This window comes from Phaeospirillum tilakii (assembly GCF_042683125.1).
In the GTDB taxonomy this organism is placed as follows: domain Bacteria; phylum Pseudomonadota; class Alphaproteobacteria; order Rhodospirillales; family Magnetospirillaceae; genus Phaeospirillum; species Phaeospirillum tilakii.
Map to the genome: position 1 here is coordinate 1 of NZ_JBHUIY010000006.1, position 22,630 is coordinate 22,630.

Sequence of the window (22,630 nt, forward strand, 5' to 3'; positions counted from 1 at the left end):
CGGTTCGCCCGCCGATACTCACGGCGGGCGGTTTCGGTCCAGGGCATCGATCTCTCTCCGTTTCGTCTCGCAACAAAACGGAATCACAACCCTCTGAAACCGCTCAACTCTTTTTGAGTTGGGCTCTTAGAGGCTCGGCCGGGGCGTGGCAGCGCCCCTTGCCATCCTTACCCCGAACTGTTACACCAAGGGCAGTTTCGGGTTGCCTGAAGCCTAGGATTTCTGCGGGTTCTGTGGCGCGAGAGTCGAATCCCACCCTCTCCGCCATTTGCCCAAGCCAAGTCGTTGATGTGACTTGGCTTTTTTGTTGCCAAGTCGGGGGAACCCACAGGATGACCCACAAGCGGTCTCCCGGTTGCCCTCCGGCCTATGCCTCTCCCTGCCGCCCCATCCTTGTCAGCAGGTCGGTCAGCTTCCAGGCAACGGCCGGCCCCGCGAAGAAGCTCACTGGAGCTGGGAACGCCCCCTCTTTGATCCTCGCGTAAATCGCCGCCTTGCACAGGCCGACCTTTCGGTCATGATAATGCGATCTGCGCTGGTTTCCTGACGAGTCCGCGGCAAGCTACGCGCCAGCCACCGCCCGATAGACCGACGCCCGCCCGATACCGAGACGAGTCGCAATTTCGGTGGCACCAACACCCTCAGCCTTCAGCCGACGCACGTCCTCCGCCTTTACCATGGCGGTCGGCTTTCGACCTTTGCATTTCCCTTCGGCTTTCGCCTTGGCAACGCCCTCCCTTTGGCGCTCCAGCATGATCTCTCGCTCCCAGCAATGGATGCCGCCGAGAATCGTGATCATCAACTTGCCGGTCGGCGTGCTGGTGTCGATCCCCATGTTGAGGATGCGCAGGCCCGCTCCTTTCCCATTCAGCTTCTCAAAGATCGACAGCAGATGGGAGACGGAGCGCGCCAATCTTGAAAGGTCGGAGATAACGACTGTATCGCCATCACGGGCGTAGTCGAGTAGCCGGGCAAGCTGCTGGCGACCCGCAATGTCCACGGACCACCTGCTCGGCAAAGACCTTCTCGCATCCAGCCGCCTGGAGGTCGCGAATCTGCGCCTCGATCCCGGCGACCTGTTCCAGAGTCGAACTGCGGGCATAGCCGATCAGCATCGCATCCCCCGTCTCAATAAGCTCCAAGGATGCTATGGGCATTTTGTCCCAGAAGTCAAATTGCGCTCTATTGAGACATTGCGCGGGACAGAGCTGCGGGCCTCACAAGACCCTGACCTAACGATACGAAGCCCTTCCAAGCCCCCCTCATCTCAACCCGCGACCTCTTCCGGTATAGCCCGTAAGGTAGTATCATTGGCACGACCAACGGCTGAGCGACATAGCATTTAAACAAGCTCAGGCCGTCTGGAACCAAGCCTTACGATGAGGGGAAAGACGAATGACAAAGCCCAACATTATGATCTCTCACCGCTGGTCGTATGCCGACGATTACAACAGCTTGGTTGAGAAATTTAAGAAATACGGCTTTAGCTACCTGGATTATTCCGTGCCATCCCACGATCCGCTGGATGTAAATCGCGTAAACCAGATCAAGGCCGCGCTGCGCGAACAGGTGAGGCAGTGCAATTATTTTGTCGTTTTTGCACAAATGGCGATGGTGAACAGCGATTGGTGCAAGTTTGAAGTTGGTGTTGCTGTGGAATACAAAAAGCCGATCCTCTCTGTTCGGCCGCACGGCTATACTGGAAACATCCCTGTGTTCATTCAAAATGCTGACAACGAGGGTGGGCCTGTTGGCTTTAACGCCCCGGCCATCATTAGGAAGATTTGCGACACTCTCGATCACCCCGTTCCCGCAGGAGTCTGAGGAGGTGAGAAGCAAGCTCTGCTTTACCATCATGGGATTCGGAAAGAAAACGGACTTCTCCACGGGAAAGACTTACGATCTAGATAAGACGTATACGAATATAATAAAGCCCGCCGTCGAAAGATGCGGCTATACAAGCATTAGGGCTGATGAAATTCAGGACTCCGGCATCATTGACAAGAGCATGTATGCTTTGCTGGTGAGGGCGGAGCTAGTAATTGCTGATATCACCACACTAAACCCCAACGCGATTTACGAATTAGGGATAAGGCACGCTGCACGACCAAATCACACGGTGATCTTAAAGGATAGGGAAGGGAAAATTCCCTTCGACCTCGACCACAATCGCTTCCTGATATACACCCACCTTGGCGATGATGTTGGCGCTTCGGAAGCGAAGGCATGCCAGCAGCGGCTTGAAGAGCTAATCAGAGCAATAGAAGAGCAAAACGGAACCGATAGCCCGTTGTTCGAATATCTGACTGACATCACCCCACACAAGTTGTCAGATAGAGATTACGAACATGTAATCTCACGACTTCTTCAAAAAGAAAATCACGTTTTTGCCTTCTCCGAAAGAGCAAAGGCATTAAAGGCTAGCGGAGATTTCCTACGCGCCGCCTCTTTGTGGGAAAAGGCATCTGCGATAATGCCAGACGAACATTATTTCATTCAGCAGCATGCACTCTGCGTGTACAAATCCGAATACCCCAGCAAAGAGACTGCCCTGATTTCCGCCCTCACCATAATATCAAAAATATACCATGAAGATGAAACAAACGACCCAGAGACTCTTGGTCTTGTCGGAGCCATTTACAAACGCCTCTTTGAGATCAACGGGGACCGGCAAACCCTCAGCCTAGCCATCAATGCGTACAAACGAGGATACCTACTCTCAAGAAATTATTATTCAGGGGAAAATTACGCATCTTGTCTTGATATCTTGGCAAAAACGACAAACGATGAAGAAGAGGTTGCTTTCAGTAAGTTTGAGGCGAAGAGGACAAGGCGCGAAATTGTCGCGAGCCTATCACAACAAATAGAAGACTCTGACGATCAGGACCTAAAATGGGCTTATGCAACTCTTGCCAATTGCAGCTTCCACCTAGGTAATTCTGATAGTGGCTTGCGATTTGAGGCCATGTTTCTTGCGAAAAATCCCGATCAGTGGGAGATAGACACGTATCTTGCCCACAAGCCGAAAGCCTTGTCTAAACTGGAAGCCTGATTCGCCCGCTCCCTGATCTATTTGCTCTTCTGGCATACGCCCTGGCTCGTATTGCAAAATGCGCTACCGTCACACATATTAGCTTTGACATCAGGGAGCAGTTGCCATGTCCGCCACCGCCAATCGCAAAGACCATCCGCTCTCCATGCGACTGCCCGACGCCGATCTCGCCATCATTGATCGGGCCGCTCAGTTGCGCGGGCGGTCACGAACGGACTTCGTCCGCGAAGCGGCGGTGCGTGCCGCCGAAGACGCGCTGATGGAGGCCGGGTTGGTGCGCATGAGCCAGGAAGGGTTTGCCGCCTTCATGGCGGTGCTGTCCGCCCCGGCCGTACCCGTGGCTCCCATGGTTGAAATTCTGAAGCGTCCCGCGCCGTGGGAACGAGAGAGCGGGCAAGGCTGAGTGTCGACGCCCCTTTCCACCCCTGAACCGTTGAACGCGACACACGACGTGTCGCAATTCACCTGCGGCAAGCCTGCCCTTGACCACTGGCTCCAGACCCGCGCCCTGTCCAATCAGGAAAAGGGCTTCACCGTTGTGATGGTCGTCCATGATGCGGGGCGGGTGGTGGGCTATTACGGCTTGGCGCCCACGGCAGCGGTGCCGACCGTACTACCCCGCTCCATCAAGACCGGCCAACCGTCCAACCCCGTCCCTTGCTTGCTGTTGGGGCAGTTGGCGACCGATATGGAGTGGGCCGGTCACGGTATCGCTACCGGCCTGCTGCGCCATGCCCTGATCCGTTGCGTTCAGGGAGCACGGTTGATTGGTGGGCGCGCCCTGATGGTCAATGCCATCGATACCGAGGCGGCTGAATTCTGGCGCCGTCGTGGTTTCTCACCGTCCAGAGATGACCCGTTGATGCTGTTTCGATCTATCGCGGATATCGCGGCATCGGTGACGGCGGCGGGTATGGATGTCAGCGCGCCCTGAGTTCGATTCGCATATTGTCCACCGAAGCCATTGTCGGCGCTACAGAAATGGCGCGACAAAACGGCAATGGTGGCGTCATTTCGCATATTGTTTTCGCTGAATTTTTGGCGGCTCACGGGTCAATCCCACCGTCTCCACCATCTCGCCTCTGTGCGCGACTTCGATCATTCTGACAGAAATGGTTGAGTGTTGTAGCAACACCCTCTGGGCATCAAAATGGGCGTCGAATGCTCACGCTGTCCAGGAATACCAGGAGATGAGGTCATGGCAAAGCGGTTGGGGTCGTGGGGCAGGGCACTGTCCAAGGATGACAAGGCGGCCATCGCCGCCACCTGCGACCGTTTCATCGCCGACGTTCTGATCCCGCGTTTCCTCCCCGAAATCCGCCCCACGCCCTTCAACTACCCCGTCGCCCTGTTCGGGAAATGGCGCGGCGAACGCTACAGCTTCATCCGCCGCTATCGCTCGGGGTTCGCCGACAATGCCGGCGAAGAGTTCGACGCCCCCTTCGCCCGCCTCGATCACCAGGGCAACCATCGCTTCGACCTGATGTGGCATCGCCATACCGGGCAATGGCTTTGCCTGCATCCCGACCTGACCTTGCCCGAAGCCTTGCGTCTCATGGAGACGGAAGGGTTGGTGCAGCCGCTTTAACGGCCGGAACGCTTTTTGCTCCGTTCCCGGCACACCCTCCCTTATACCAGGGAGGGGGCAGCCCCCCGACGCGGCGTGGTCCGGCCTTGCTGGCCGGTCCTTTCTGACGGAGACACGATCGTGGCGTTTCGGTTTCGTCCTGACACTTTCACCCTGACGCTGGTGGGAACGGTGGTGCTGGCCAGCCTGTTGCCGGCGCGAGGGACGTTCGCGGACTATTTCCACGATTTTTCCAATGTCGCGATCGCCCTGCTGTTTTTCCTCCATGGCGCCCGGCTGTCGCGTGAGGCGGTGTTCGCCGGCCTGACCCATTGGCGGCTGCATCTGCTGGTGCTGTCGGTGACCTTCCTGCTGTTCCCCGCCCTCGGGCTGGCGATCAAGGCGCTGGCGCCGGGCTGGCTGCCGGATCGGCTGGCGCTTGGGATGCTCTATCTCGCCTGTCTGCCTTCGACGGTGCAATCCTCGATCGCCTTCACCTCGATCGCCGGCGGCAACGTCCCGGCGGCGATTTGCAGCGCCTCGGCCTCCAACCTGCTCGGGGTATTCCTCACCCCGCTGCTGGTGACGCTGCTGATGCAGGTCGATGGCGGCGGGACGATGTCGCTCGGTTCGATCGAGGCGATCGTCGCCCAATTGCTGCTGCCCTTTATCGCCGGGCAAATGCTGCGGCCGTGGATCGGCGGCTGGGTCGGCCGCCACCGCCGGCTGGTCGGGCTGGTCGATCGCGGCTCGATCCTGTCGGTGGTCTATGTCGCCTTCGGCGAGGCGGTGATCCATGGCCTGTGGCGGCAATTGCCGCTCGACGGGCTGGCGGTGATGGTGGTGGTCTGCCTGTTCCTGCTCGCCCTGGTGCTGACGGCGACGACGTTTCTCAGCCGCGCCCTCGGCTTTTCGCGCGAGGACGAGATCGCCATCGTGTTCTGCGGCTCGAAGAAAAGCCTCGCCAGCGGCGTGCCGATCGCCAACGTGTTGTTCCCCTCGGCCGAGGTCGGCCTGATCGTGCTGCCGCTCATGCTGTTCCATCAGATCCAGTTGATGGCCTGCGCCGCCCTGGCCCGGCGTTATGCCGCGCGGGCGCCGACGGCTCCCCTTCCCCCGGAATCCTGAGACACGATATTGATCAAGGGGCTGATCAAATTTCTGGCGATCTGCCTGGGCACGCTGCTCGCCCTCGGCGTTGCGCTGGTGGTCGGGGTGATTTTCCTGCTCAAGCAGGAACACGGCTTTTGCGCGCCGGATGCAATCGAACAGGAAATCGTCTCTCCGGACCGGCGCAGGGTCGCCCAACTTTGGGTATGCGGGGAGTTTCTGGGCGCGACCTACTCTCTCGAGATGGAAGACGTGGATCATCCCAACGTCTGGGGCAAACCCGGCCCGATCCAGACTTTTACGGAGATGGGAACCGGCCGCCCGCGCCTGCGTTGGGTCGATGCCCGGACACTGGAAATCTCGCTGCCGCCCAGAATGCAGCCCGGCACCGAACTCTCGCACTATCACGGCATCGCGATCCGATACAGCCACCGCGACTGACCGGCGGCCAATCAAGTTGCCCTTGGGGAACAGAATCGGGCAGAGTGCCGGGTTCCTGTCCTCTTAGCGACGAAAGGCCCGACGGGTTCAGCCATGAGCGAGCGCGTTTATCTCTACGACACGACGCTGCGCGACGGAGCGCAGACGCAAGGCGTTGACTTCTCCGCTGCCGACAAGGCGCGGATCGCGCGCGAGCTGGACCGAATCGGCATCGATTACATCGAGGGCGGCTGGCCCAAGGCCAACGCCACCGACGACGCCTTCTTCGCCGATCCGCCCGCGTTCGAGCACGGCAAGCTGGCGGCGTTCGGGATGACCCGCCGCGCCGGCCGCTCGGCCGACAACGATCCCGGCCTGGGGGCGCTGCTGGTGACTCCGGCCCGGGTGGTCACCATGGTCGGCAAGAGCTGGGACTTCCAGGTCACCGTCGCGCTGGGGATCGACCTCGACGAAAACCTGCGGATGATCGGCGACTCGATCGCCCACGCCGCCCGCAAGGTCGATGAGGCCCTGTTCGACGCCGAGCATTTCTTCGACGGCTACAAGGCCAACCCCGATTACGCCCTGGCGGCGGTGAAGACCGCCTATCAGGCCGGCGCCCGCTGGGTGGTGCTGTGCGACACCAACGGCGGCACCCTGCCCGAGGAGATCGAGCGGATCGTCGGCGCGGTGATCGCCGCCGGCATCCCCGGCGACCATCTCGGCATCCACTGTCACAACGATTCGGAAACCGCGGTCGCCAATTCGCTGGCGGCGGTGCGGGCCGGGGCGCGCCAGGTCCAGGGCACCCTCAACGGCCTGGGCGAGCGCTGCGGCAACGCCAATCTGGTGTCGATCCTGCCGGCGCTGATGCTGAAGATGGGGTTCGAGACCGGCGTCACCCCCGAGGGGCTGACCGGGCTCAAGCGGCTGTCGCGCCTGCTCGACGAGGTGCTCGACCGCGCCCCCCAGCGCGGCCAGCCCTATGTCGGCGCCTCGGCCTTCGCCCATAAGGGCGGGCTGCACGTCTCGGCGGTGGCGCGCGACCCGCGCTGTTACGAGCACATCGACCCCACCGCCGTCGGCAATCTGCGCCAGATCGTGGTGTCGGATCAGGCCGGCCGCTCCAACATCCTGGCCCGGATGAACGAGATCGGGGTCGATTTCGACGCGGTCAAGCGCGACGCCCTGGTCGAGGTGGTCGAGCGGATGCAGGTCGGCTTCGACCCGCATTCGGTCAGCGATCTGGTCGATCTGATCAAGAAGCTGGAGCATGAGGGCTACGCCTACGATCAGGCGGCGGCCAGCTTCGAGCTGCTGGTGCGGCGCGCTTTGGGCGAGGTGCCGGATTATTTCCGCCTTCAGCGCTACCGGGTGATCGACGAACGCCGCCGCAACGCCCGGGGCGACTGGGTCACCCTGTCCGAGGCCACCGTCAAGGTCGCGGTCGGCGAGCACGAGCACATGGAGGTCGGCGAGGGCACCGGTCCGGTCCACGCCTTCGATGTCGCTCTGCGCAAGGTGCTGGTGGCGGTCTATCCCGAGCTGGCCGAGATGGAGCTGAAGGATTACCGGGTGCGGATCACCGAAAGCACCGCCGGCACCTGCGCCAAGACCCGGGTGACGATCGAGAGCGAGGACGGGCGCGGCCATCGCTGGACCACCGTCGGCGTCCACACCAACGTGCTGGAAGCCTCGCTGGAGGCGTTGCAGGACGCCATCACCTTCATGCTGTTCCGCCTGCGCGACGTCGAGGTGCCGGAATGAGTGACGGGAGCGCGCCGGCGCTGGCGCCGGCGATCATCCTGGTCCGCCCGCAATTGTCGGAGAACATCGGCACCACCGCGCGGGCGATGCTCAATTGCGGCCTGACCGATCTGCGGCTGGTGGCGCCGCGCGAGGACTGGCTGTCCGACCGCGCCGTCGCCGCCGCCTCGGGCGCCGACCGGGTGTTGCTGGCGGCGCGGCGGTTCGACACCACCGCCGAGGCGGTGGCCGACCTGACCCGGGTGTGGGCCACCACCGCGCGCGACCGCTACATGGTCAAGCCGGTCGATACCCCGCGTCAGGCCGCCAATGTCATTCGCGGGCTCGAGGCCGAGGGCCAACGTTGCGGCGTGCTGTTCGGGCCGGAGCGGACCGGGCTCGAAAATGACGACGTGGCGTTGGCCGACACCGTGCTGACCGTGCCGCTCAACCCGGATTACACCTCGCTCAACCTCGCCCAGGCGGTGCTGCTGATCGCCTATGAATGGTATCAGGCCGAGGCACCGGACTCGCTGCCGGCGATGACCAAGGGCGCCCGCGACACCGGCCCGGCGCCGAAGGAAAAGCTGATCGCCTTCTTCGAGCATCTCGAACGCGAACTCGATGCCTGCGGCTTCCTGCGGGTGCCGGACAAGCGGCCGGTGATGATCCGCAACATCCGCAACATCTTCCAGCGCGCCCATCTGACCGGGCAGGAGATCCAGACCCTCCATGGGATCGTCCACGAGCTGGTGACCTTCCGGCTGCGCAAGGGCGCGTGACAAGGCGGCGGGGCTGACGCCTGTGGGCTCCGCCCACCCCCGCCAAGGGCCGCAAGGCCCTTGGAACCCATTAATGGTCGGGCACGGAAAGGCCGGTCAGCTTGGGCGCGAGCGTTGGTCGCGCGAAGAACAAGGAAAGGGTTCCAAGGGCCTTGCGGCCCTTGGCGGGTGCGGGCAGAGCCCGCGCAAGCAGACGGGGGAGCGGATGCGGACCATTCTGATCCTCGGCATGCATCGCAGCGGCACCAGTTGCCTGACCGGGATGCTGGAACAGGCCGGCCTGCCGCTCGGCGAGGTCAACACCGTCAGCCGCCACAACCGCAAGGGCAACCGCGAGAACAACGAGGTGATGCGCCTCAACGACGCGGTGCTGGCGGCCAGCGGCGGCCGCTGGGACCAGCCCCCGCCGGCCTTGTGCTGGGACGACCTCCACCGCGCCGAGCGTGAAACGCTACCACCCGCCCACCCCTGAGCCCCATCACCGCCCCCGGAACCGGGAAACAAAAGGTGACCGATTCCTTTCGCTGGGGATCGGGTGTCAACCCCATACCTTACGATGATAATAAAGACCGATAGACAACCTTAGGGTTGATCCGGGTTTGACTCGGATCATGGGTTGAGGCCATACTAAATTACCTTCAGTAGCTGACTGAAAGACAGCATCAACCAGGATGCCGCCTCGCGGAAGGCTTATGACCTAATGGAATGGAGGGTCTTATGGCGGAACCATTTCTTGGCGAAGTCAAGCTTTTCGGCTTCGGCCGCATTCCCCGGGGATGGGCGCCCTGTGACGGTTCGTTGTTGCAGATCCGGTACTTTCAGGCGCTGTTCTCTCTGATTGGAACAACCTACGGCGGTGACGGCAAGACGACCTTCGGGGTTCCCGACCTGCGCGGTCGGGTGGCGATTGGCGCGAGTTCGACCTCGCCAAGTGATCCGACCCACCTCGGCGCCGCCAGCGGTCAGGAAGGGGTGGTGCTGGTCGCCAACAACATCCCCGCCCACAACCACCATTTCATGGTCAGCGTCAATGCCGGCAACGCCACCGGGGTCGCCGACGCGGTCTATGCCTCGCCCCAAACGCCGTCGCCGGAAAACCTGTATGGGCCTCCATCGACCCCGATGGTGACGATCGGCGCCAATTCGCTCCAATCCGCCGGGGGGTCCGCTCCCCACCAAAACATGCAGCCCTACACCGTCCTGACCTACTGCATCGCGGTCCAAGGCGTCTATCCCACCCGTCCCTGAGCGATTCGGATAAGTAAGGAGAACGAAATGGCGGATTCTTTCATCGGCGAAATCCGAATGTTCGCGGGTTCCTACGCCCCCCAGGGTTGGCTGCTGTGCGACGGCACGACCTACCAGGCTCAGTCCTATCAGGCCCTGTTTTCCCTGATCGCGGGGTTGTTCGGCGGCAACGGCACCACCACCTTCGCGGTTCCCAATCTCTGCGGCAACGCGGCAGTCGGCAGCGGCCAGGGCCCCGGCCTCACCAACCGGGTCCTGGCGGCAACCGGCGGGGTGGAGCAGGTCTCCCTGACCGAGGCCAACTTCCCCTCCCACACCCACGCCCTCAACTGTTCGAGCAGCCTCGCGACCCAAGGCGTCCCCAACCAGACACTGGCCCTGGCCAGGGTCGCCGACACCCTGCATCTCTATGGCGACACCAGCCAGGGAACGGACGGGACCAGGTTCTTCAACGCCGCCGCGATCACGACCTCGGTTGGCGGCAACCTGCCACATGACAACATGATGCCGTCGATCGCGGTCAATTACATCATTTGCTGGAACGGGATCTTCCCGAACTTCAACTGATTGATCCTGGCGCGACGCACGCGCCGGATCCTGGCGACAATGAAGAAAGGTGATCCGTCATGAGCGATCCATTTATTGGGGAAATCCGGCTTTTCGCCAACATTTTTGTCCCGGATGGCTGGCTGCTCTGCGCTGGTCAGACCCTGACCATCGCCCAGTATCAGAGCCTGTTCATGGTGATCGGGAACATCTATGGCGGCGATGGGATCAACAATTTCAAGTTGCCCAATTTCACCGGCCGGACCGGAATCGGGGTGGGGCAGGCCTCCAACGGGCGGGGAATGACCAGCTACCCATTGGGGGCCACCCCGGGCGAAGCCAGCCTTGCCCTGGACATCACCATGCTGCCGAGCCATACCCACGGGCTCGAAAAGCTCAACCCGGTGCGAGGCAACGACCAGAAAACCGCCGCCCCACTGAACTCGTCGAACCTTGACGCGCTGACGGCCGCGAGCAACAACGCGCCGCGCTATGCCAATCTCAGCCCGCCCGCGGATCTGGTGCCGCTGGCGGACAACGTCATCGGTCCGTTCGGGGCGGCACAGGGGGTCGTCGCCCACGAAAACCGCCAGCCCAATCTGGCGCTGTTCCATGGCATCGCCTACGCGGGAATCTATCCGGCCCGGCCCTGACGGTGGCGCCGGCGTTCCATCCGGCGGGGCTTCAGACCAAGCCGGGGTGAGGGTCACCCGACGCCGCCTGGTTTCAGCCCCGCCTTCGCTTTTCCGGCCGACACGGTTTCCGCGCGCGCCCAGACAGGGCTTGTCGTCATCCGGCGAGCGATTATGATTTTGCCGTCGCCCGGATTCCGGTCGCCCCAACCGGAGTTTCGTCACGATGATCAGCCCGCCCGCCCCGCCCCCGCCTGTCCCGGCGCGCGGGGCCATGGTGCGGCGATGGGCGTGACGCTCTACAGCCTGCTGCTGCCGGACGACCGCGCGGTCGATCCGGCGTGGCGGGGGCTGCTGGCGCCGGAAGAACGGGCCCGTGCCGACCGTTTCCGCCGCGCCGCCGACCGTCAGTCCTTCACCGCCGCCCACGCCCTCGCCCGGCTGGCGCTGGGCCGGGCGCTGGGCCTGGATCCGGCCGGATTGACCTTCACCGCCACCGCCAAGGGCAAGCCGGTGCTGTGCGGCGGCCCGGTCCGGCTCGATTTCAGCCTCAGCCACGCCGAGGGCGCGGTGGCGGTGGCGCTGGCGCCGGGCGAGGTCGGCGTCGATGTCGAGACCCTGCGCCGGATCGAGATCGATCAGGCCCTGGCCGAAACCGCGTTGGGCGCCGCCGCCGCCGCCCGCCTCGGCCCCGACCCCAGCAGCCCGGCCTGGCGGGCCGGGTTCCTGGCCGCCTGGACCGCGCGCGAGGCGGCGCTGAAGGCGGCCGGGCTCGGCCTGACCGCGCCGATGAGCGGGATCCGCATCGCCGGCGCCACCGCCACCTTCGGCCATCTGCGCTGGCGCCTGTGGCAGAGCCCCCTGCCGCCCGACCATCATCTCGCCGCCGCCTGGAGCGGCACCCCCGGCCTGTCCCATCATCCGCTCGATCCCGCCGCCTTCACCGCCTGGTGCCGTGGCGCCGCGCCGCCGCGCTGAGCGGCGACGCCGGCACGACCGTTGACGCGGAAAGAATTGCCGCCCCGCCAGGGTTAGGCGCGGACCGCGCCGCCGCCGTGGCAAATGGTGGAAAATAACAAAATCAGCCGGCACGACGTGCTTTTATGACCGAAAAGCGGTTCCGACCCCTGTATCCGGCATATATACTGCGGCGGTACCTGCATTCACGGCCGGATCGTTCGAAAGGGAGGATCTGTCATGGGGTCATCCGTCACAAAAGTAGGCTGGGGCATCGTCGCCGCGCTGGGCGCGCTGGCGCTGGGGGTGATCGCCCTGCATCGGGGCGAGACCATCAACGCGCTGTGGCTGGTGATGGCCGCGGTCTGTCTCTACCTGATCGCCTTCCGTTTCTATGGCCTGTTCCTCGGCCACCGGGTGATGGGGATCGATCCGGCCCGACCCACCCCGGCGGTGCGGCGCAATGACGGGCTCGATTACGTCCCCACCAACCGTGTCGTGCTGTTCGGCCACCATTTCGCCGCCATCGCCGGGGCCGGGCCGCTGGTCGGGCCGGTGCTGGCGGCGCAGATGGGCTATCTGCCCGGCACGCTGTGGATCCTGGCCGGGGTGGTGTTCGCCGGCGCGGTGCAGGATTCGATGGTGCTGTTCATGTCGGTGCGACGGGACGGCCGTTCGCTCGGCGACATGATCCGCGCCGAACTCGGGCCGGTGCCGGGGGCGATCGCCCTGGTCGGGGTGCTGATGATCATGACCATCATCCTCGCCGTGCTGGCGCTGGTGGTGGTCAAGGCGCTGGCCGGCAGCCCGTGGGGCACCTTCACCGTGATCGCCACCCTGCCGATCGCGGTGCTGATGGGGCTGTATGGCCGCTTCGTCCGGCCCGGCCGGATCGGCGAGATGAGCGTGATCGGCTTCGTCCTGCTGTTCGCCGCGCTGGTCTATGGCCGCACCGTGGCCGAGACGCCGGAACTGGCCAACCTGTTCAGCTTCCGCGCCGAAACCATGGCGCTGATGCTGATCGGCTACGGCTTCGTCGCCTCGGTGCTGCCGGTGTGGCTGCTGCTGGCCCCGCGTGATTATCTCTCGACCTTCCTCAAGATCGGCACCATCGCCGGCCTCGCCATCGGCATCCTGGTGGTGCTGCCCGACCTCAAGATGCCGGCGGTGACCCGCTTCGTCGATGGCAGTGGCCCGGTGTTCGCCGGCGCGCTGTTCCCGTTCCTGTTCATCACCATCGCCTGCGGCGCGGTGTCGGGCTTCCATGCCCTGATCTCGTCCGGCACCACCCCCAAGATGATCGAGAGCGAGGGCCAGATCCCGCTGATCGGCTATGGCGGGATGCTGATGGAAAGCTTCGTCGCGGTGATGGCGATGGTCGCCGCCAGCGTGCTGGAGCCCGGCCTCTATTTCGCGATGAACAGCCCGGCGGCCAAGATCGGCACCGACGCGCTCCAGGCCGCCCAGACCATCGCCTCGTGGGGCTTCGTCGTCACCCCCGAGATGCTGACCGAAGCCGCCCGCGACGTCGGCGAGACCACCATCCTGTCGCGCGCCGGCGGCGCCCCCACTTTGGCGGTGGGGATGGCCCACATCTTCTCCGGGGTGATCGGCGGCAAGGCGATGATGGCGTTCTGGTACCATTTCGCCATCCTGTTCGAGGCCCTGTTCATCCTCACCACCGTCGATGCCGGCACCCGCGCCGCCCGCTTCATGGTGCAGGACATGATCGGCGCCGCGATCCCGTCGTTCCGCCAGACCCGCAACTGGGCCAACAACCTGATCGCCACCGCCATCGCCGTCTCGCTGTGGGGCTACATCCTCTATGTCGGGGTGATCGACCCGCTGGGCGGCATCAACACCCTGTGGCCGCTGTTCGGCATCGCCAACCAGATGCTGGCCGGCATCGCTCTGACCCTGGCCACCGCCGTGCTGTTCAAGATGAAGCGGCAGCGCTTCGCCTGGGCCACCGCGGTGCCCGCCGTCTGGCTGCTGATCTGCACCCTGACCGCCGGGTTCGAGAAGGCGTTCCACCCCAACCCGGCGATCGGCTTCTTCGCCCAGGCCGACAAGTTCGGCTCGGCCCTGGCCGAGGGCAAGGTGATCGCCCCGGCCAAGAGCCTCGACCAGATGAGCCAGATCGCCTTCAACGCCCAGCTCGACGGGGCGATCACCCTCGCCCTGCTCGGTCTGGTGGTGGCGATGCTGGGCTACGGGGTGGCGATCATCCGCCGCGCCGCCGCCGACCCCCGCCCCAGCGCGGTCGAGATCGGCGCCCCGGAGGCCGGCCGTGTTTGACCTCAAGGCCGCCGCCCGGATCCTGCGCCAGGCCGGGCGGCTGATGGTCGGCGTGCCCGATTACGATGCCTACGTCATCCACCAGATGACCCAGCATCCCGACGCGCCGATCATGAGCTACGAGGAATTCTTCCGCGACCGCCAGCAGGCCCGCTATGGCGGCGGGGTCGCCCGCTGCTGCTGATCCCTCCCGGCCGGGGTCCCCACGCGCCCCGGCCTTGCGCGGGCTCTGCCCGCACCCGCCAAGGGCCGCAAGGCCCTTGGATCCCTTTCCTTGCCCTTCGCGCGGCCAACAACCAATGGGTTCCAAGGGCCTTGCGGCCCTTGGCGGGGGTGGGCAGAGCCCACATCCCCCGCGTCCGATTGTGACAAAATGGCGGCGCGGGCCGGTCGGGATCGATATAGTGCGATCGGTTGATCATCGAGCCGACGGCTCGCGCGGAGGGTCCGGGGGGAATGACGAATTCGATCGTAAAGCTGGGATGGGGCATCGTCGCCGCGCTGGGGGCGTTGGCGCTGGGGGTGGTCGCCCTGCAACGGGGCGAGACCATCAACGCGCTGTGGCTGGTGGTCGCCACGGTCTGTCTGTACCTGATCGCGTTCCGTTTCTATGGCCTGTTCCTCGGCCGCCGGGTGATGGGGCTGGATCCGGCCCGGCCGACCCCGGCACTGCGGCACAATGACGGGCTCGATTACGTTCCCACCAACCGCTACGTGCTGTTCGGCCACCATTTCGCCGCGATCGCCGGGGCCGGACCGCTGGTCGGGCCGGTGCTGGCGGCGCAGATGGGCTATCTGCCCGGCACGCTGTGGATCCTGGCCGGGGTGGTGTTCGCCGGCGCGGTGCAGGATTCGATGGCGCTGTTCCTGTCGGTGCGGCGCGACGGCCGCTCGCTCGGCGAGATGATCCGCGCCGAGCTGGGCACCGCCGCCGGCGGCATCGCCCTGGTCGGGGTGCTGATGGTGATCACCGTGCTGCTGGCGGTGCTGGCGCTGGTGGTGGTCAAGGCGCTGGCCGGCAGCCCGTGGGCCACCTTCACCGTGTTCGCCACCCTGCCGATCGCGGTGCTGATGGGACTGTATGGCCGTTTCGTCCGCCCCGGCCGGATCGGCGAGATGAGTCTGATCGGCTTCGTCCTGCTGATGGCCGCGCTGGTTTACGGTCGCACCGTGGCCGAGACGCCGGAACTGGCCAGCCTGTTCAGCTTCAGCCCGGAGACCCTGGCGCTGATGCTGATCGGCTATGGCTTCGTCGCGGCGGTGCTGCCGGTGTGGCTGCTGCTGGCCCCGCGCGACTATCTCTCGACCTTCCTCAAGATCGGCACCATCGCCGGCCTCGCCATCGGCATCCTGGTGGTGCTGCCCGATCTCAAGATGCCGGCGGTGACCCGCTTCATCGACGGCAGCGGCCCGGTGTTCGCCGGTTCGCTGTTCCCGTTCCTGTTCATCACCATCGCCTGCGGCGCGGTGTCGGGCTTCCATGCGCTGATCTCGTCCGGCACCACCCCCAAGATGATCGAGAGCGAGGCCCAGATCCCCTTCATCGGCTATGGCGGAATGCTGATGGAAAGCTTCGTCGCGGTGATGGCGATGATCGCCGCCAGCGTGCTGGAGCCCGGCCTCTATTTCGCAATGAACAGCCCGGCGGCCAAGATCGGCACCGACGCGCTCCAGGCCGCCCAGACCATCGCCTCGTGGGGCTTCGTCGTCACCCCCGAGATGCTGACCGAGGCCGCCCGCGACGTCGGCGAGGCCACCATCCTGTCGCGCGCCGGCGGCGCCCCCACCCTGGCGGTGGGGATGGCCCACATCTTCTCCGGCGTGATCGGCGGCAAGGCGATGATGGCGTTCTGGTACCATTTCGCCATCCTGTTCGAGGCCCTGTTCATCCTCACCACCGTCGATGCCGGCACCCGCGCCGCCCGCTTCATGGTGCAGGACATGATCGGGGCGGTGATCCCGTCGTTCCGCCAGACCCGCAGTTGGGCCAACAACCTGACCGCCACCGCCATCGCCGTGGCGATGTGGGGCTACATCCTCTATGTCGGGGTGATCGACCCGCTCGGCGGCATCAACACCCTGTGGCCGCTGTTCGGCATCGCCAACCAGATGCTGGCGGCGATCGCGCTGATCCTGTGCACTTCGGTGCTGTTCAAGATGAAGCGGCAGCGCTTCGCCTGGGTCACCGCGATCCCCACCGCCTGGCTGCTGGCCTGCACCGTCACCGCCGGGATCGAGAAGGTATTTCATCCCAACCCGGCGATCGGCTTCCTGGCCCAGGCCGACAAGTTCGGCGCCGCCCTGGCCGAGGGCCGGGTGATCGCCCCGGCCAAGAGCCTGGGCCAGATGAGCCAGATCACCCTCAACGCCCAGATCGACGCCGCGATCACCCTGGCCCTGCTCGGTCTGGTCGGGGCGATGCTGTTCTATGGCGGGCTGACGATCCGCCGCGCCCTGGCCGACCGCCACCCCAGCGCGGTCGAGATCGGCGGGCCGAGCGCCGCCCTGCCCCACCCCGCCGCGGCCCTGCCCCAGGCCCACGGCTTCATGGACTGACACGAGGTCTGTCCGTGCCCGCCCCCCGAGGGGATCCAAGGGCCTTCGGCCCTTGGCGGGCGCGGGCGGCGCCCGCTTGACAGCGTCATGCTGCACCCGCGATACTGCATCTGCGAAACAAGGCGTCCCCGGCAGCGGCGCCGGCACGCCTTTCCGTCCCAGCCGTTTGACGCGAGGCCCACCATGGACCACCGGAACGACGAAAGCGGACCCTCCGAGCTTCGGACCGAGGCTCCCCTGCCCTCTTCACTCCCGCCCCACGACGGCCCCCACCAAGACGACCCCGCCACGACCCGCACCCGCCGGGCCGCCCCGCAACCGGCCGAACCGCCGATCAATGCCTCCTGGCATTCGGTCCATTTCCTGTTCATGTGACGTGAGGAAAATCCGGGCGGCGCGGGCCGCCCGGATGGTCGGTTGGCGTGACGCGCCCCGTACCGGGGCCGCTCAAGCGCCGCGCGGGCTGATCGCCTTTTCCCCCCCAACTTCGTTCGCGTGGGAAAGGCTCTAGCTACGGATCCGCACCACCAGATCGCGCAGCGCCAGCACCACGAACAGCGCCGGCATCGCCATCGCCAGGATGGCGAAGGCGGTGCTGACCTGCTCCATCCCGGCATTGGCCAGGGTGCCGGCGATCAGGAAGAACACCGGCGCCGACAGCAGCGCCACCCATTTCTGCGCCCGGCGCGAATCGTCGCGGCGGGGGCCATCGATCACGGTCACGGTCACGTCCTTGGCCATTGCGGTCCCTCCCGTCTCGGTACGACCGTTCACTGTGCCGGACCGGGCGCGGTGGCGCAACCCCGCCCCCAACGGAAGTCAGGCCGCCCTGTCCAGGCGATGGGGGCGCCCCCGTCAAGCCGTTGAAACCGCCCCCACACCGAATTTTATGATGTCAAGGGAGCCCGACCGCTTCAGCCGACACTTGGCGTCGGCGACGGAATGGCTTATGAAGTCCACTTTGCCCGCCCGGCGCGCCCGGCGCGGGCGAGGTCGGTCGCGCCCATGCGGCCGGCAACCTTGATCGATCGTACCGGCGCAACGAACCCGTTGGGACGGTGGGGATATGAAGGAAGTGACGGAGAGATGAGCGGATTGCCTGAGGCCCAGGGGCTGTACGACCCGCGCCACGAACACGATGCCTGCGGCGTCGGTTTCATTGCCGACATCAAGAACCGAAAGTCGCACGACATCATCCGCGACGGACTTGAGATTCTGGTGAATCTCACTCATCGCGGCGCGGTCGGGGCCGATCCCAAGGCCGGCGACGGCGCCGGCATCCTGATCCAGCTCCCCGACGCCTTCCTGCGCGCCGAGGCGGGCCGGCTCGGCCTCGCCCTGCCGGCCGAGGGCCATTACGGCGCCGGCTGCGTGTTCCTGCCCCAGGACGCCGCGATCCGCGCCGCCTGCGAGGCCCATTTCGAGGCGATGGTCGCCGAGGAAGGCCAGACCCTGATCGGCTGGCGCGACGTGCCGACCGATTCCTCGCTGCTGGGTGAGTCCGTGCTGCCGACCGTGCCGGTGGTGCGGATGGTGTTCATTGGCCGCAACGCCGCCCTGGCCGACCAGGACGCCTTCGAGCGCAAGCTGTTCGTGATCCGCAAGCGGGTGTTCAACAACGCCCCCGCCGGCTCCGAGGCTGATTTCTACATCCCGTCGCTGTCGTCGCGCACCCTGATCTACAAGGGCATGCTGCTGGCTGATCAGGTCGGCGCCTTCTATGCCGACCTGCGCGACGAGCGGATGGAAAGCGCCCTGGCGATGGTGCACCAGCGCTTCTCCACCAACACCTTCCCGAGCTGGCGGCTGGCCCATCCCTTCCGCATGATCTCCCATAACGGCGAGATCAACACCCTGCGCGGCAACCTCAACTGGATGAACGCGCGGCGCCAGACCGTCTCCTCGGCGGTGCTGGGCGAGGATCTCGCCAAGCTGTGGCCGCTGATCCCCGAGGGTCAGTCGGATTCGGCCTGCTTCGACAACGCGCTCGAACTGCTGGTGATGGCCGGCTACCCGCTGGCCCACGCCATGATGATGCTGATCCCCGAGGCCTGGGCCGGCAACCCGCTGATGGACGCCAAGCGGCGCGCCTTCTACGAGTACCACGCCGCCCTGATGGAGCCGTGGGACGGCCCGGCCGCCGTCTGCTTCACCGACGGCCGCCAGATCGGCGCCACGCTGGACCGCAACGGCCTGCGCCCGGCCCGCTACATCGTCACCAAGGACGACAAGCTGCTGATGGCCTCCGAGATGGGCGTGCTGCCGATCAAGGAAGAGAACATCGCCCGCAAGTGGCGGCTCCAGCCCGGCAAGATGCTGCTGATCGACCTGGAGCAGGGCCGGATCATCGGCGACGACGAGATCAAGGACCAGCTCGCCTCGGCCCAGCCCTATGCCGCGTGGCTGGCCCAGTCGCAGCTGGTGCTGGAGGACATCGAGGTCGCCGCCGAGCCCCAGGCCGGTGATCCCGCCACCCTGCTCGACCGTCAGCAGGCCTTCGGCTACACCCAGGAAGACCTCAAGTTCCTGCTCCAGCCGATGGCCAGCACCGGCCAGGAAGCGATCGGCTCGATGGGCACCGACACCCCGATCGCGGTGCTGTCGGACAAGTCGAAGCTGCTGTTCACCTACTTCAAGCAGTGCTTCGCCCAGGTCACCAACCCGCCGATCGATTCGATCCGCGAGGAATCGGTGATGAGCCTGGTGTCGCTGATCGGCCCGCGCCCCAACCTGCTCGGCCGCGGTGACGGCAGCGCCCAGAGCCAGCGGCTCGAGGTGCGCCAGCCGATCCTGACCAACGAGGCGCTGGAGAAGATCCGCCGGATCGAGACCCTGCCCGGCTCGACCTTCCGCAGCGTCACCCTCGACATCACCTGGGACGCCGCCCAGGGCGCCGACGGGCTGGCCCCGGCGCTCGACGCGCTGTGCGCCAAGGCCAAGGCCCTGGTCGAGGCGGGTTACAACATCCTGGTGCTGTCCGACCGCGCCATCGGCCCGGAGCGGGTGGCGATCCCCTCGCTGCTCGCCACCTCGGCGGTCCACCACTTCCTGATCCGCGAGGGTCTGCGCACCCGCGCCGGTCTGGTGGTCGAAACCGGCGAGGCGCGCGAAATCCACCACATGTGCGTGCTGGCCGGCTACGGCGCCGAGGCGATCAACCCCTACCTCGCCTTCGAGACGCTCGAATCGATGCGGCCGACCCTGGCCGAAAAGCTCGATTCGCATGAGGTGCAGAAGCGCTACATCAAGGCGCTCGACAAGGCCATCCTCAAGGTGATGGCCAAGATGGGCATCTCGACCTACCAGTCCTATTGCGGCGCCCAGATCTTCGACGCGATCGGCCTGTCGGACGCGTTCGTCGCCCAGTACTTCGCCGGCACCGCCAGCCGGATCGGCGGCGTCGGTCTGGCCGAGATCGCCGAGGAAACCGTCCGTCGTCACCGCGCCGCCTATTCCGACGCGCTGATCTATCGCGGCGCCCTCGACGTCGGCGGCGAATACGCCGTCCGCCTGCGCGGCGAGGACCATGTCTGGACCAGCGAGACCATCGGCACCATGCAGCACGCGGTGCGTTCGGGCTCTTACGAGACGTTCCGCCAGTTCAGCCAGACGGTCAACGACCAGACCCGCCGCCTGCTCCACCTGCGCGGCCTGTTCGAGCTGAAGCCGGCCGGCGCCCCGGTGCCGCTCGACGAGGTCGAATCCGCCAAGGACATCGTCAAGCGTTTCGCCACCGGCGCGATGTCGTTCGGCTCGATCTCGTATGAGGCCCACACCACCCTCGCCATCGCGATGAACCGCATCGGCGGCAAGTCGAACACCGGCGAGGGCGGCGAGGAGCCGGAGCGGTTCCTGCCGCTCGCCAACGGCGATTCCAAGCGGTCGGCGATCAAGCAGGTCGCCTCCGGCCGCTTCGGCGTCACCGCCGAATATCTGGTCAACGCCGACGACATCCAGATCAAGATGGCCCAGGGCGCCAAGCCCGGCGAGGGCGGCCAGCTGCCCGGCCACAAGGTCAATGCGGTGATCGCCAAGGTGCGTCACTCCACCCCCGGCGTCGGCCTGATCAGCCCGCCGCCGCACCATGACATCTATTCGATCGAGGATCTGGCCCAGCTGATCTTCGACCTGAAGAACGTCAATCCGCGCGCCCGCATCTCGGTCAAGCTGGTGTCCGAGATCGGTGTCGGCACCGTCGCCGCCGGCGTGGCCAAGGCCAAGGCCGACCACATCACCATCTCCGGCTTCGACGGCGGCACCGGCGCCTCGCCGCTGACCTCGATCAAGCATGCCGGCAGCCCGTGGGAAATCGGCCTCGCCGAAGCCCACCAGACCCTGGTGCTCAACCGTCTGCGCGGCCGCGTCGCGGTGCAGTGCGACGGCGGTCTGCGCACCGGCCGCGACGTGGTGATCGCCGCCCTGCTCGGCGCCGACGAGTTCGGCTTCGCCACCGCGCCGCTGATCGCCGCCGGCTGCCTGATGATGCGCAAGTGCCATCTCAACACCTGTCCGGTTGGCGTCGCCACCCAGGACCCCGAGCTGCGCAAGCGTTTCGTCGGCCAGCCCGAGCACGTCATCAACTACTTCTTCTTCGTCGCCGAGGAAGTGCGTGAGCTGATGGCCAGCCTGGGCGTGCGCAAGCTGGAAGAGCTGATCGGCCGCGCCGACCTGCTCGACACCCGCGCGGCGGTCGATCACTGGAAGGCCAAGGGGCTCGACTTCTCGAAGCTGTTCCACCAGATCCCGGTCGGCCCCGAGGTCGCCACCCGCCATGCCGAGCCGCAGACCCACGAGGTCGATACCGTGCTCGACCGCGACCTGATCGCGGCGGCCGAACCGGCCCTGGCCGGCCTCGGCCCGGTGCGGATCGAGCGTCCGGTGCGCAACTACAACCGCTCGGTCGGCGCGATGCTGTCGGGCGAGGTGGCCAAGCGGCACGGCCATGCCGGCCTGCCCGCCGCCACCCCGCTGCACGTCCATCTGTCCGGCACCGCCGGCCAGAGCTTCGGCGCCTTCCTCGCCAAGGGGGTGACGCTCGAGCTTGAGGGCGAAGGCAACGATTATGTCGGCAAGGGCCTGTCGGGCGGCACCATCGTCATCTATCCGCCCAAGGTCTCGTCGATCGTCGCCGAGGACAACATCATCGTCGGCAACACCGTGCTGTACGGCGCGATCAACGGCCAGAGCTACTTCCGGGGTGTCGCCGGCGAACGTTTCGCCGTGCGCAATTCCGGCGCGGTGGCGGTGGTCGAGGGTGTCGGCGACCATGGCTGCGAATACATGACCGGCGGCTGCGTCCTGGTGATCGGCCCGACCGGCCGTAACTTCGCGGCCGGCATGTCGGGCGGTGTCGCCTATGTCTTCGACGCGGCCGGCGATTTCGCCAAGCGCTGCAATCAGGCGATGGTCGAACTCGAGCCGATCGCGGCCGAGGAAGCGATCGCCTGCGGCGTTGACGGCCAGTGCGGCGACCTCGAGGGCCATGGTCTGGTCGAGCTGCTGAGCGACATGACCCGGGACGACGCGCGGCGGATCAAGACCCTGCTCAAGCGTCACCTCGCCCTCACCGGCAGTGCCCGGGCCGAGGAGATCCTGCGGACCTGGACCACCAGCCTGCCGAAATTCGTCAAGGTGATGCCGGTCGATTACCGGCGTGCCCTGGAAGAGATGCAAAAAGCCCAGCAGCCCAAGCTGGCCGTGGCGGGAGGACGCTGAG

General features: G+C 65.5%; 22 protein-coding genes. 18 read left to right on the forward strand and 4 right to left on the reverse strand.

Annotated features, from left to right (window positions below; genetic code table 11):
• Positions 1-367: 367 nt before the first annotated feature.
• Genes ACFSNB_RS04490 through ACFSNB_RS18870 form a run of 3 tightly spaced genes read right to left on the reverse strand, consistent with a single transcriptional unit; the run spans position 368 to position 1,157 of the window.
• Complete coding sequence (locus tag ACFSNB_RS04490; protein WP_377314973.1) at positions 368-502, reverse strand: hypothetical protein; 135 nt, start codon at positions 500-502, stop codon at positions 368-370.
• 60 nt (positions 503-562) lie between these two features.
• Positions 563-1,000, reverse strand: coding sequence for a recombinase family protein (locus ACFSNB_RS04495; RefSeq protein ID WP_417629362.1), 438 nt, complete (start codon positions 998-1,000; stop codon positions 563-565).
• Positions 948-1,157: a recombinase family protein gene (locus tag ACFSNB_RS18870; RefSeq protein ID WP_417629363.1), complete on the reverse strand. Its 210-nt coding sequence runs from the start codon at positions 1,155-1,157 to the stop codon at positions 948-950. The genes ACFSNB_RS04495 and ACFSNB_RS18870 overlap by 53 nt, the downstream gene beginning before the upstream one ends.
• Before the next feature lie 238 nt (positions 1,158-1,395).
• Between ACFSNB_RS18870 and ACFSNB_RS04500 the strand changes: the two genes are divergently transcribed.
• The 17 genes from ACFSNB_RS04500 to ACFSNB_RS04580 all read left to right on the forward strand — a co-directional run bounded on the left by ACFSNB_RS04500 (position 1,396) and on the right by ACFSNB_RS04580 (position 16,914).
• Positions 1,396-1,824 carry a TIR domain-containing protein gene (locus ACFSNB_RS04500; protein WP_377314842.1) on the forward strand — a complete coding sequence of 143 codons (429 nt, stop codon included), beginning with the start codon at positions 1,396-1,398 and terminating at the stop codon, positions 1,822-1,824.
• 4 nt (positions 1,825-1,828) lie between these two features.
• Positions 1,829-3,052 carry a TRAFs-binding domain-containing protein gene (locus ACFSNB_RS04505; RefSeq protein ID WP_377314843.1) on the forward strand — a complete coding sequence of 408 codons (1,224 nt, stop codon included), beginning with the start codon at positions 1,829-1,831 and terminating at the stop codon, positions 3,050-3,052.
• Between the two features lie 106 nt (positions 3,053-3,158).
• The gene (locus ACFSNB_RS04510) at positions 3,159-3,455 is read left to right on the forward strand and encodes a type II toxin-antitoxin system TacA family antitoxin (RefSeq protein WP_377314844.1); all 297 of its coding nucleotides are present in this window, start codon (positions 3,159-3,161) and stop codon (positions 3,453-3,455) included.
• The gene (locus ACFSNB_RS04515; RefSeq protein ID WP_377314845.1) at positions 3,456-3,986 is read left to right on the forward strand and encodes a GNAT family N-acetyltransferase; all 531 of its coding nucleotides are present in this window, start codon (positions 3,456-3,458) and stop codon (positions 3,984-3,986) included. It begins immediately after the preceding gene.
• A 264-nt stretch (positions 3,987-4,250) separates the two neighbouring features.
• The gene (locus ACFSNB_RS04520) at positions 4,251-4,640 is read left to right on the forward strand and encodes a DUF3024 domain-containing protein (protein ID WP_377314846.1); all 390 of its coding nucleotides are present in this window, start codon (positions 4,251-4,253) and stop codon (positions 4,638-4,640) included.
• 120 nt (positions 4,641-4,760) lie between these two features.
• Positions 4,761-5,747, forward strand: coding sequence for a bile acid:sodium symporter family protein (locus tag ACFSNB_RS04525; RefSeq protein WP_377314847.1), 987 nt, complete (start codon positions 4,761-4,763; stop codon positions 5,745-5,747).
• Between the two features lie 9 nt (positions 5,748-5,756).
• Positions 5,757-6,170 carry a hypothetical protein gene (locus tag ACFSNB_RS04530; protein ID WP_377314848.1) on the forward strand — a complete coding sequence of 138 codons (414 nt, stop codon included), beginning with the start codon at positions 5,757-5,759 and terminating at the stop codon, positions 6,168-6,170.
• A gap of 93 nt (positions 6,171-6,263) precedes the next feature.
• Positions 6,264-7,916, forward strand: a complete 1,653-nt coding sequence (gene cimA, locus ACFSNB_RS04535; protein WP_377314849.1) for a citramalate synthase — start codon at positions 6,264-6,266, stop codon at positions 7,914-7,916.
• Positions 7,913-8,677 (forward strand): RNA methyltransferase, encoded by a 765-nt coding sequence (locus tag ACFSNB_RS04540; RefSeq protein WP_377314850.1) that lies wholly within the window; start codon positions 7,913-7,915, stop codon positions 8,675-8,677. The genes cimA and ACFSNB_RS04540 overlap by 4 nt, the downstream gene beginning before the upstream one ends.
• A 205-nt stretch (positions 8,678-8,882) precedes the next feature.
• Positions 8,883-9,149, forward strand: a complete 267-nt coding sequence (locus tag ACFSNB_RS04545) for a hypothetical protein (protein ID WP_377314851.1) — start codon at positions 8,883-8,885, stop codon at positions 9,147-9,149.
• 245 nt (positions 9,150-9,394) lie between these two features.
• Complete coding sequence (locus ACFSNB_RS04550; protein WP_377314852.1) at positions 9,395-9,925, forward strand: phage tail protein; 531 nt, start codon at positions 9,395-9,397, stop codon at positions 9,923-9,925.
• Between the two features lie 27 nt (positions 9,926-9,952).
• Positions 9,953-10,492, forward strand: coding sequence for a phage tail protein (locus tag ACFSNB_RS04555; protein ID WP_377314853.1), 540 nt, complete (start codon positions 9,953-9,955; stop codon positions 10,490-10,492).
• A gap of 59 nt (positions 10,493-10,551) precedes the next feature.
• Positions 10,552-11,124, forward strand: a complete 573-nt coding sequence (locus ACFSNB_RS04560; RefSeq protein WP_377314854.1) for a phage tail protein — start codon at positions 10,552-10,554, stop codon at positions 11,122-11,124.
• A gap of 264 nt (positions 11,125-11,388) precedes the next feature.
• Positions 11,389-12,081: a 4'-phosphopantetheinyl transferase family protein gene (locus tag ACFSNB_RS04565; protein WP_377314855.1), complete on the forward strand. Its 693-nt coding sequence runs from the start codon at positions 11,389-11,391 to the stop codon at positions 12,079-12,081.
• Between the two features lie 219 nt (positions 12,082-12,300).
• Positions 12,301-14,358, forward strand: coding sequence for a carbon starvation CstA family protein (locus ACFSNB_RS04570; RefSeq protein ID WP_377314856.1), 2,058 nt, complete (start codon positions 12,301-12,303; stop codon positions 14,356-14,358).
• Positions 14,351-14,542: a YbdD/YjiX family protein gene (locus ACFSNB_RS04575; RefSeq protein ID WP_377314857.1), complete on the forward strand. Its 192-nt coding sequence runs from the start codon at positions 14,351-14,353 to the stop codon at positions 14,540-14,542. The genes ACFSNB_RS04570 and ACFSNB_RS04575 overlap by 8 nt, the downstream gene beginning before the upstream one ends.
• A 272-nt stretch (positions 14,543-14,814) precedes the next feature.
• Positions 14,815-16,914, forward strand: a complete 2,100-nt coding sequence (locus tag ACFSNB_RS04580) for a carbon starvation CstA family protein (protein WP_377314858.1) — start codon at positions 14,815-14,817, stop codon at positions 16,912-16,914.
• Between the two features lie 507 nt (positions 16,915-17,421).
• Here the strand turns inward: ACFSNB_RS04580 and ACFSNB_RS04585 are convergent.
• On the reverse strand, positions 17,422-17,655 hold the full coding sequence (locus ACFSNB_RS04585; protein WP_377314859.1) for a hypothetical protein: 234 nt from the start codon (positions 17,653-17,655) through the stop codon (positions 17,422-17,424).
• Between the two features lie 345 nt (positions 17,656-18,000).
• Here ACFSNB_RS04585 and gltB point away from each other — a divergent pair, with 345 nt between their 5' ends.
• Positions 18,001-22,629 (forward strand): glutamate synthase large subunit, encoded by a 4,629-nt coding sequence (gene gltB, locus ACFSNB_RS04590; protein ID WP_377314860.1) that lies wholly within the window; start codon positions 18,001-18,003, stop codon positions 22,627-22,629.
• Position 22,630 lies beyond the last annotated feature (1 nt).

Excerpts from the sequence above, each read along its gene's own strand:
- ACFSNB_RS04555 (WP_377314853.1), top strand. The coding sequence starts at position 9,953 with ATGGCGGATTCTTTCATCGGCGAAATCCGAATGTTCGCGGGTTCCTAC.
- ACFSNB_RS04545 (WP_377314851.1), top strand. The coding sequence starts at position 8,883 with ATGCGGACCATTCTGATCCTCGGCATGCATCGCAGCGGCACCAGTTGC.
- ACFSNB_RS04510 (WP_377314844.1), top strand. The coding sequence starts at position 3,159 with ATGTCCGCCACCGCCAATCGCAAAGACCATCCGCTCTCCATGCGACTG.
- ACFSNB_RS04585 (WP_377314859.1), bottom strand. The coding sequence starts at position 17,655 with ATGGCCAAGGACGTGACCGTGACCGTGATCGATGGCCCCCGCCGCGAC.
- ACFSNB_RS04565 (WP_377314855.1), top strand. The coding sequence starts at position 11,389 with ATGGGCGTGACGCTCTACAGCCTGCTGCTGCCGGACGACCGCGCGGTC.
- ACFSNB_RS18870 (WP_417629363.1), bottom strand. The coding sequence starts at position 1,157 with ATGCCCATAGCATCCTTGGAGCTTATTGAGACGGGGGATGCGATGCTG.
- ACFSNB_RS04540 (WP_377314850.1), top strand. The coding sequence starts at position 7,913 with ATGAGTGACGGGAGCGCGCCGGCGCTGGCGCCGGCGATCATCCTGGTC.
- gltB (WP_377314860.1), top strand. The coding sequence starts at position 18,001 with ATGAGCGGATTGCCTGAGGCCCAGGGGCTGTACGACCCGCGCCACGAA.
- ACFSNB_RS04550 (WP_377314852.1), top strand. The coding sequence starts at position 9,395 with ATGGCGGAACCATTTCTTGGCGAAGTCAAGCTTTTCGGCTTCGGCCGC.
- ACFSNB_RS04560 (WP_377314854.1), top strand. The coding sequence starts at position 10,552 with ATGAGCGATCCATTTATTGGGGAAATCCGGCTTTTCGCCAACATTTTT.
- ACFSNB_RS04520 (WP_377314846.1), top strand. The coding sequence starts at position 4,251 with ATGGCAAAGCGGTTGGGGTCGTGGGGCAGGGCACTGTCCAAGGATGAC.
- cimA (WP_377314849.1), top strand. The coding sequence starts at position 6,264 with ATGAGCGAGCGCGTTTATCTCTACGACACGACGCTGCGCGACGGAGCG.
- ACFSNB_RS04570 (WP_377314856.1), top strand. The coding sequence starts at position 12,301 with ATGGGGTCATCCGTCACAAAAGTAGGCTGGGGCATCGTCGCCGCGCTG.
- ACFSNB_RS04580 (WP_377314858.1), top strand. The coding sequence starts at position 14,815 with ATGACGAATTCGATCGTAAAGCTGGGATGGGGCATCGTCGCCGCGCTG.
- ACFSNB_RS04500 (WP_377314842.1), top strand. The coding sequence starts at position 1,396 with ATGACAAAGCCCAACATTATGATCTCTCACCGCTGGTCGTATGCCGAC.